Source organism: Syntrophales bacterium (assembly GCA_030018935.1).
In the GTDB taxonomy this organism is placed as follows: domain Bacteria; phylum Desulfobacterota; class Syntrophia; order Syntrophales; family CG2-30-49-12; genus CG2-30-49-12.
This window is the reverse complement of record JASEGZ010000063.1, coordinates 1-8,226: the sequence shown is the minus strand read 5'-3', so window position 1 is coordinate 8,226 and position 8,226 is coordinate 1. Positions and strand designations below refer to the sequence as shown.

The following is an 8,226-nucleotide window of genomic DNA, read 5'->3' as shown; positions in this document are numbered from 1 at the left end:
ATTTGCGATATCCTTTTCACTTGAAAATCCCCCCAGCCCCCCTTTGGAAAAGGGGGGTGAGGGGGGATTTTCATCTTTTATATTGTTCACGACCAAAAAGAAGAGAAGGATATAGGTCAACTGGCGCAAAACCTCATAGACGCCCGTATAGGGATTTATGGTGTGGATGAGCGAGAAAAGAAGGGCCAGGAAGTAAACTAAGATGGGAAGCCCCAGCGGGGAGAGATAAATACCTGATTTTCTTGGGGAAATATTTCCCCAGGCCCAAACTACTATGAGAAGAGAGACAATAAGGCTTACGAAGCACTCTTTTGGCAGGGTATATAGGTCCCAAACCTGGGGTAAAAAGAGGATGGGAGTGAGAGCGACCAGTAATAAAAATCCACCTCTAGGTAAAGAAAAACTCAAACCTCCTCCGTTCCTCCCAAAATCCATCCGAAAAATCATGCAAGGGGAATAACCTTACCGGTGTCGGGTAAAGTAGGGCAGTGGGAAAGTAAAACTCTGTGAGAGCAGTTGCTTATGTCTTGTCCATTAACTTCAGGAACGGCTTGAACAGGTCAATGGGGATGGGAAAGATGGTTGTTGAGTTATTCTCCGCGGCAATCTGGTTCAGGGTCTGAAGGTATCTGAGCTGTAAGGACATCGGTTGTGTTTCCATCAGGGCTGCCGCCTCGATCAGTTTCTGAGCGGCCTGAAACTCACCCTCGGCATTGATGATCTTTGCCCGCCGTTCCCTCTCCGCCTCCGCCTGTTTGGCCATGGCACGTTTCATCTCCTCCGGCAGGTCAATATGCTTGACTTCCACCAGCATGACCTTAATCCCCCAGGGATCGGTGCTTCGATCCAGGATTTCCTGCAGGCTCAGATTGATCTTTTCCCGTTCCGACAAAATTTCATCCAGTTCCACCTGTCCACAGATGCTCCTTAAGGTCGTCTGGGCGAGCTGAGAGGTCGCATAGAGGAAGTTTTCCACATCAACGATGGCGGCATTGGCCTCTAAGACCCGGAAGTAGAGCACGGCATTAACTTTGATAGACACATTGTCCTTCGTGATCACGTCCTGAGAAGGGACATCCATGGTGATAGTGCGCATATCTACCCTGACCATTTTATCTACGATAGGGATCAGGATGACGAGACCGGGGCCTTTTGTATCTATGATTCTCCCCAGACGAAAGATGACAGCCCTCTCATACTCATTGAGTATCCTGATGGCCGATGCCAGAAACATGACAACTAAGACAACTAAGACAATAATTAGGTACATTTTTTTATCCTCCTTTTTTGTTTAAATTTCTTGAACTTTTACCCTAAGACCCTCAACTTCGACAACCCTGACCCTCTTTCCCTTCTCGACCAATTTATCACTGAATGCATTCCAGTACTCGCCCTTGATAAAAACCTTTCCCTCTTCATAGACATCGGTAATCGCTCTACCTTCCCTACCTACCGTACCCTCCTTTCCTGTATGACGTTTCCTCATCTGGGCCTTAAGGGCAAGGGCTATAACACCGGCAAAAAACAAGGAGATAATCGCAAGTGCCGGCATCATCACCTTTAGTGACACCCTGAGAGCGGGATCAGGAGATTCAAAGAGCATTAAAGAGCCTATCATCAGAGAAATGATGCCTCCAATGGTAAGAATACCATGGCTGACCACCTTGACTTCTGCAATAAAAAGGATGATACCGAGCAGAATGAGAAGAACACCCGCATAATTGACTGACAGGGTCTGCAAGGCAAAAAATGCAAGGATGAGGGAAATACCGCCGATTACGCCTGGAAATATGACACCCGGATGGGCAAGCTCAAAATAGAGACCGGCAAGACCCAACAGCAGAAGGATATAGGCGATATTGGGATCGCTCAAGGCAGACAGTATCCTGTGCCGCATTCCCATCTTTTTATCATTGATGACGGCCCCTTTTGTTTTCAGGATACTTTTTCCCGCAGGGAGGGTTATCTCCTTATTGTCAGCCTGTTCTAACAGTTGATTCAGGTCAGCGGCAACGAAATCAATCACCCCGAGCTTGAGCGCCTCTTCGGCTGTGATGGATTCACTTTTCCTGACCGCCCTTTCCACCCATTTCTCATTTCGTCCCCTTTTTTTCACGATACTCTTGGCGTAGGCTACGGCGTCGTTTTCCACTTTTTTAATCATTGTTTTATCCATCTTACCAATGCCGAGACCGACCGGGTGAGCCGCCCCGATGTTTGTACCGGGGGCCATGGCGGCAACATTCGCGGCAACTGTGATAATCGCCCCTGCCGAGGCCGCCCTGGCACCGGAGGGAAAGACAAAAACGATAACGGGAAGGGGGGCATTGAGGAGACCTTTTACGATGTCCCTCATGGCCAGGTCCAGCCCCCCCGGTGTATCGAGAAGGATGATCAAGCCCTCCGCCCCTCCTTTTGCCGCTTCATTGATGTTCTGGAGGATGTATTCGGCAACCGGCGGCGTAATGGCGGAACTGACCGTAATAACATCAAAAACAGGGGAGGGGGCTTTATCTTTTCCGTAAGACGGAGACGGTAGCCAGACGGAAAAGAGCATTAAGGTGAAAATCAAGGTAAGTATCCCGATTCTTCTGCTTAGCATTACTTTACCTCACAAAAGGCTGGTGAATGATCTGGGGTTGCAGGTCAGGCGAGGCCCTCCATAATCATCTTAACGTCTTCCCACACCTGCTTTTTTGCGCCGGGATTCCTCAAAAGGTAGGCGGGATGATACGTGGGCATAAGTTTTATGCTATGATACGCATGAAATTTCCCGCGCAGGACTGTAATGGGAACATCTGTTTTGAGCAGGGTATGGGCCGCAGAGGTACCGAGGGCACAGATTATCTTAGGTCTTATCGCTTCAAGCTGCCTGATCAGAAAAGGCTCACACGCCTCGATTTCATCCAGCTTTGGGTTCCGATTCCCCGGTGGTCGGCATTTCAAGATGTTGCATATATAAACATCTTCTCTCGTCAATTTCATGGCTGTAATGATCTTGGTGAGAAGCTGACCAGCACGCCCCACAAACGGTCTCCCCTGCCTGTCTTCATCTTCCCCTGGCGCCTCACCGACGAACACGAGATTCGCCTGCGGGTTACCCTCACCAAAAACGAGATTGGTTCTGACCCGGCAGAGAGGGCATCTCTGGCAATCGCCGATTTCCCTCCTCACCTCTTCGAGGGTAAGGGAGGGCGATTTCTCACTTGAAAATCCCCCCTCACTCCCCTTTTTCAAAGGGGGGCTGGGGGGATTTCCCTCTCCCTTCAGGTAGAGAGAAGACAGCGGTCGACCGAACTCCATAAATGACTGGATAAAGGTCTTGAGAGACCCCGCCATTTTGAGGAGTTCTCCCCTCATTTCTTCTCTTGCATTAGCCATAAGCTGCTCATCGTCCACTGTTCACTGACCCTACTTTTCTCTCGTAGGTTCGCACGCAGGCTAAAGCCTGCAGCTACGGACTATCATCTTCTTTACCCTGTCCAGAATCCTGTCCGCCACCTCTGTCTTATCCATCATGGGCAGGTCCTCTATCTCCCCATCCCGGCTTAAGATCTTGACAATGTTTGTATCGGACTGAAATCCAGCGCCTTCCTTAGTCACATCATTGGCAATGATAAAATCCATATTTTTTTCTAACATCTTGACCTTTGCATTTTCTATCAGGTTTTCTGATTCCATGGCAAAGCCGACGAGGATTCGCCTTCCTTTCTTTTTACCGACCTCTGAGATAATATCAGGATTCTTCTCCAGAGAGATGGCAAGGGGGCCATCCTGCTTTTTTATCTTGGAGCTGGAATAGACAGCAGGGCGATAATCGGCCACCGCAGCGGTTTTGATAATAACGTTTGATGCTTCGAGATTTTTCATGACGGCGTCTCTCATCTCAACGGCGCTTGATATGGGGATGAATTTAACACCCCGGGGAACCGGCAACGATGAAGGACCGCTGATGAGGGTCACTTCTGCTCCTCTTCGCCTGGCCATCTGTGCCAGGGCATAGCCCATCTTCCCCGAAGAACAATTGGTCATATACCTTACCGGGTCAAAGGGTTCCCGGGTAGGACCTGCGGTGATAAGTATCCTTTCTCCCCTTAGGTCCTTCACGGTCAGGATTGACTCGACCTCTTCCACAATCTCAGACACCTCGGCCAGTCTTCCCGTCCCCTCGGATTTGCAGGCGAGTTCCCCGTATGCCGGTTCGATAAACAGGTAACCCCTTGAGGCGAGTTTTTCTATATTTTCCTTCACAATAGCATTGGTATACATATTTGCATTCATGGCGGGACAGATGAGGACAGGCGCCTTCGTGGCTATAACTGTGGTTGTCAGAAGATTATCCGCGATACCGGAGGCGATCTTCCCGATGATATTTGCCGTTGCCGGTGCGATTACCATGATGTCCGCATATTCGGCGAGACTTATGTGAGCTATTTCAGATTCTCTTATCGGAGAAAACATATCACAAAAGACCGGATTTTCTGAGAGCGTCTGGAGAGTAAGGGGTGTGATGAATTCCGTGGCATTTTTCGTCATGATCACCCTTACATAAGCCCCCCTCCGGATGAACTCCCTCACCAGTTCCGCCGATTTGTAGGCGGCGATACCACCTGTTATACCAACAACTATTTTCTTACCCTTTAACATCTGTCAATTCCTTGTAGCCATCGTTGAAAACCGGTTGTATTTCAATATTTTTTAAAAATAATAACAGTTATAAAAAGCAATATCAAGTTAATTGATTAACAGCGAAGGGAGACGCTTTTAACTTGCAAAACAATCGGAAAATCATTATTAAGAGACCTCTGAAAAAGGATGCTCCCGATTAAGAGACCTGAAAAAGGATGCTCCCGGGGCGAATTAAGATTTTTTCGCTAACAATTGAGGCTCTTGCAAAAGTCCAATTCTGGTAGCCGCAGGCTTTAGCCTGCGTTTTGTAACATATTGAAAACAAAGAAAACACGCAAACTAAAGTTTGCGGCTACATTTTAATTTCAAGACTTTTGCAATTACCTCAATTATCAATCAATTACACGAGGTGTTTCATGAAAAAGCTGCGACCTTTTACCATCGTTCTTGTAGTTTTTGTGGTTGTTGCCGCCATTGGAGGGGGTTGGTGGTTCTTCACGACCTCCTGTGAGGGTGAAAAGCCTGTTCTTAAATTCAATCAGGATATCAGCGCCATAGGACGGCAGAATGTCTTCGATATTACCTTTATGGATCAGAAGAGCGGCCTCCGCAATACGGTGATTACCATCGTCCAGGACAATAAAACGACCATTCTTTCCTCCATTGACTATCCTCAAAAGGGGATAAAAAAGAAATCGTTGTCTCTTATCATTGATCCTCTAAGTCTGAAGCTTCACGATGGTAAGGCCACACTCAATATCTCGGCTGTTGATTATTCGCTGCGAAAAAATAAGACCAGCTTTACAAGACATGTAAACATTGATTTAACACCACCACAGATATACCCGCTCAATCCTGTGAATAATATCAATCCCGGCGGCGCCTGCGTTATCCTTTACAGGACATCTGAACCGGTTTCAACAAGTGGGGTCCAGGTTGAAAATCACTTTTCTCCGGGATACCCCATCACCCTTTTCGGTAAATCCTGTATCATTACCTATTTTGCCCTTCCCATCCACGCAAGAAACGGTCAGATAAATATCAGGATTGTCGCCAAGGATCACGCAGGAAACGAATCATCCAGTAGCCTCCCCTGTTTGATTAGAGACAAAAAATTTCGCCGCGATAAAATGAATCTGTCAGAGAGTTTTTTGCAGCAAAAAATGCCTGAATTCCAGCTCCTGAATCCCAACCTCCGTGGGAAGACTCCTCTGGAAACTTTTATATACGTCAATGGATTGATGCGTAAGGATAATGATGAAACCATCGAGACAATCTGTCAAAAAACGAGTCCGAGGCAACTCTGGGAGGGAACATTCCTGAGGATGAAAAACGCCTCGCCCATGGCCTTATTTGGTGATAAGAGGACCTATCTGTACGAGGGAAAGGCAGTGGGTGAAAGTATCCACCTGGGTGTTGATCTCGCTTCGACGAAACACGCCCCCGTCGAAGCTGCCAACCATGGTATTGTTGCTTTTGGCGGTTTTATCGGCATTTACGGCAACACCATCCTGATTGACCACGGTCTCGGGTTGTTTACTCATTACGCCCACCTGGGAACGATCAATGTCAGAAAGGGACAGCAGGTAAAGAAGGGTGAGGTCATCGGTTATACAGGTTTATCTGGCCTTGCCGGCGGTGATCATCTTCACTTTGGAGTTGTGGTGGGAGGACGGTTTGTAAATCCCCAGGAATGGTGGGATGCCCACTGGATAACCGATAATATCAGTAAGAAAATGGAGCTTCTTTAGAGGAGAATACATGCATTATAACACAGCATTGAGGGGTTACACGGCAAAACGGGTCGAGGAGATCGAATCCGCCGATATCCTCGTTGGTATCCCATGCTACAATAGTGAGGCTACCATCGCCCATGTGATCCAGATGGTTACCCATGGCCTGGCGAAACATTACAAAGAGCGAAGAGCTGTGATTTTCATTGCCGACGGAGGATCAACAGACGATAGCCGGGAGGCGGCCAGAGAGTTTCAGATCAAGCCCTGGCAGGAAAAGATCGTCTCCATATACCGGGGGCCGGCAGGCAAGGGAACAGCCCTGAGGTCTGTGTTCGAGGCGGCAAATCGGCTCGGGGTTCAGGCATGCGCCGTGGTGGATTCAGACCTTCGCAGCATCACACCGGACTGGGTTAAATATCTCCTGTATCCCGTGCTGGAAAATGGATACCAGTTCGTGGCTCCGGTCTATGTCCGACACAAGTATGATGGAACCATCACCAATAATATCGTATATAACCTTACCAGGGCCCTCTACGGCAAGCGTATCCGACAGCCGATCGGTGGAGACTTTGCCCTCTCAAGTGAAGTGGCCAGGTTTTACGCTGAGCAGGACGTATGGGAAACGGATGTGGCCCGATACGGCATTGATAGCTGGATGACCACAAACGCCATCACTCAGGGTTTCCGAATCTGTCAGTCTAACCTGGGTGTCAAGATCCACGATGTCAAGGATCCCGGGCAGCACCTGGGGACGATGTTCCGTCAGGTAGTCTGGACCATCTTCTCTCTCATGGAAAAACATGAGAACTACTGGAAAGGGATTCGTGGGAGCGAGCCGGTAGAGACCTTCGGTTTCGAGGAGTATAGGGAACCGGAAGCGATAAAGGTGGATCTGGAAGGGATGATCCAGCACTTCAAGATAGGTTTCCAGCAATTTTCTGCCTTATGGAAGGATATCTTCTGCAGGGAGTGCTTTGAGGAAATCAGAAAGGCCACTAAAATGGAGGCGAGCCATTTCTATCTTTCCACCGATGCCTGGGTTCAGATACTCTATGAGTTAGCGGCTACCTTCCATGCCTGGCGTGTCAACCGCTACAAACTGGTAGATTTGATGACGCCGCTGTACTACGCCCGGGTGGCCTCTTTCGTCAGGCAAACCTGGGAAATGTCCTCTCAGGAGGCCGAAGCTCTGGTGGAGGAACAGTGTCTGAAATTTGAGAAACACAAGGATTACCTGATTCATCTGTGGGATCAAAAATCTGGATAACCAATCTCTTTTACGTAGCGATCATTGGATGGAATGTTAACCGTTTTATTATGTCGTATGTCGTACGTCATAAGTCATAAAGACGTATGACGTATGACGTATGACGTATTATGTCGTATGTCATAGCATCAATGGACATACATCTTTCTCCCTGCAAGCAAGGTAATTCTCTTTCACGGAATTGGTCTAAATTACTATTGACGCCTAATTCAAGGCCGGATAGAGTTTTTAACTGAATAAGGGGACAATTTTTGTGAAAAAATTTGATACCGAGGTTCGCCTGGCCCGGGAAATGACATTGATGGATGCCACTCTTATCGGGGTTGGCGCAATGATCGGGGCGGGTATTTTCGTTTTGATCGGTATTGCCGCCGGCGTGGCCGGTCCGGCGCTTATCCTCTGTTTCGCATTGAACGGATTTGTAGCGCTCTTCACGGCTATGTCATACGCTGAGTTGGGTTCTTGTTATCATGATGCCGGCGGCGGCTATCTCTGGGTAAAGGAGGGCCTACCCAAGTGGAACGGCTTTTTATCAGGATGGATGAGCTGGTTTGCCCACGCTGTGGCGTGTAGTTTGTATGCCCTGGGTTTCGG

General features: G+C 48.3%; 8 protein-coding genes. 3 read left to right on the top strand and 5 right to left on the bottom strand.

Annotation, left to right across the window (positions count from 1 at the left end; genetic code table 11):
* From QMD03_09495 to coaBC, 5 genes are all read right to left on the bottom strand, one after another.
* On the bottom strand, positions 1 to 408 hold a 408-nt coding region (locus QMD03_09495; protein MDI6777444.1), incomplete at its 3' end, for a hypothetical protein.
* 112 nt (positions 409 to 520) lie between these two features.
* A complete protein-coding gene (locus tag QMD03_09490) occupies positions 521 to 1,270 on the bottom strand; it encodes a slipin family protein (GenBank protein ID MDI6777443.1) in 750 nt (249 codons plus the stop codon).
* A 21-nt stretch (positions 1,271 to 1,291) separates the two neighbouring features.
* Positions 1,292 to 2,602 (bottom strand): nodulation protein NfeD, encoded by a 1,311-nt coding sequence (locus tag QMD03_09485; GenBank protein MDI6777442.1) that lies wholly within the window; start codon positions 2,600 to 2,602, stop codon positions 1,292 to 1,294.
* Between the two features lie 44 nt (positions 2,603 to 2,646).
* Positions 2,647 to 3,381: a uracil-DNA glycosylase gene (locus QMD03_09480; GenBank protein MDI6777441.1), complete on the bottom strand. Its 735-nt coding sequence runs from the start codon at positions 3,379 to 3,381 to the stop codon at positions 2,647 to 2,649.
* A 60-nt stretch (positions 3,382 to 3,441) separates the two neighbouring features.
* Positions 3,442 to 4,647 carry a bifunctional phosphopantothenoylcysteine decarboxylase/phosphopantothenate--cysteine ligase CoaBC gene (gene coaBC / locus QMD03_09475; protein MDI6777440.1) on the bottom strand — a complete coding sequence of 402 codons (1,206 nt, stop codon included), beginning with the start codon at positions 4,645 to 4,647 and terminating at the stop codon, positions 3,442 to 3,444.
* 398 nt (positions 4,648 to 5,045) lie between these two features.
* Between coaBC and QMD03_09470 the strand changes: the two genes are divergently transcribed.
* From QMD03_09470 to QMD03_09460, 3 genes are all read left to right on the top strand, one after another.
* A complete protein-coding gene (locus tag QMD03_09470; protein ID MDI6777439.1) occupies positions 5,046 to 6,380 on the top strand; it encodes a M23 family metallopeptidase in 1,335 nt (444 codons plus the stop codon).
* 10 nt (positions 6,381 to 6,390) lie between these two features.
* Positions 6,391 to 7,632 carry a glycosyltransferase gene (locus QMD03_09465; GenBank protein ID MDI6777438.1) on the top strand — a complete coding sequence of 414 codons (1,242 nt, stop codon included), beginning with the start codon at positions 6,391 to 6,393 and terminating at the stop codon, positions 7,630 to 7,632.
* Between the two features lie 253 nt (positions 7,633 to 7,885).
* A partial coding sequence (locus tag QMD03_09460; GenBank protein MDI6777437.1) for an amino acid permease occupies positions 7,886 to 8,226 on the top strand: 341 nt, incomplete at its 3' end.

What these genes read in the sequence shown, in the direction of transcription:
- QMD03_09490 (MDI6777443.1), bottom strand. Translation starts at nt 1,270, where the DNA reads ATGTACCTAATTATTGTCTTAGTTGTCTTAGTTGTCATGTTTCTGGCA.
- QMD03_09485 (MDI6777442.1), bottom strand. Translation starts at nt 2,602, where the DNA reads ATGCTAAGCAGAAGAATCGGGATACTTACCTTGATTTTCACCTTAATG.
- QMD03_09480 (MDI6777441.1), bottom strand. Translation starts at nt 3,381, where the DNA reads ATGGCTAATGCAAGAGAAGAAATGAGGGGAGAACTCCTCAAAATGGCG.
- coaBC (MDI6777440.1), bottom strand. Translation starts at nt 4,647, where the DNA reads ATGTTAAAGGGTAAGAAAATAGTTGTTGGTATAACAGGTGGTATCGCC.
- QMD03_09470 (MDI6777439.1), top strand. Translation starts at nt 5,046, where the DNA reads ATGAAAAAGCTGCGACCTTTTACCATCGTTCTTGTAGTTTTTGTGGTT.
- QMD03_09465 (MDI6777438.1), top strand. Translation starts at nt 6,391, where the DNA reads ATGCATTATAACACAGCATTGAGGGGTTACACGGCAAAACGGGTCGAG.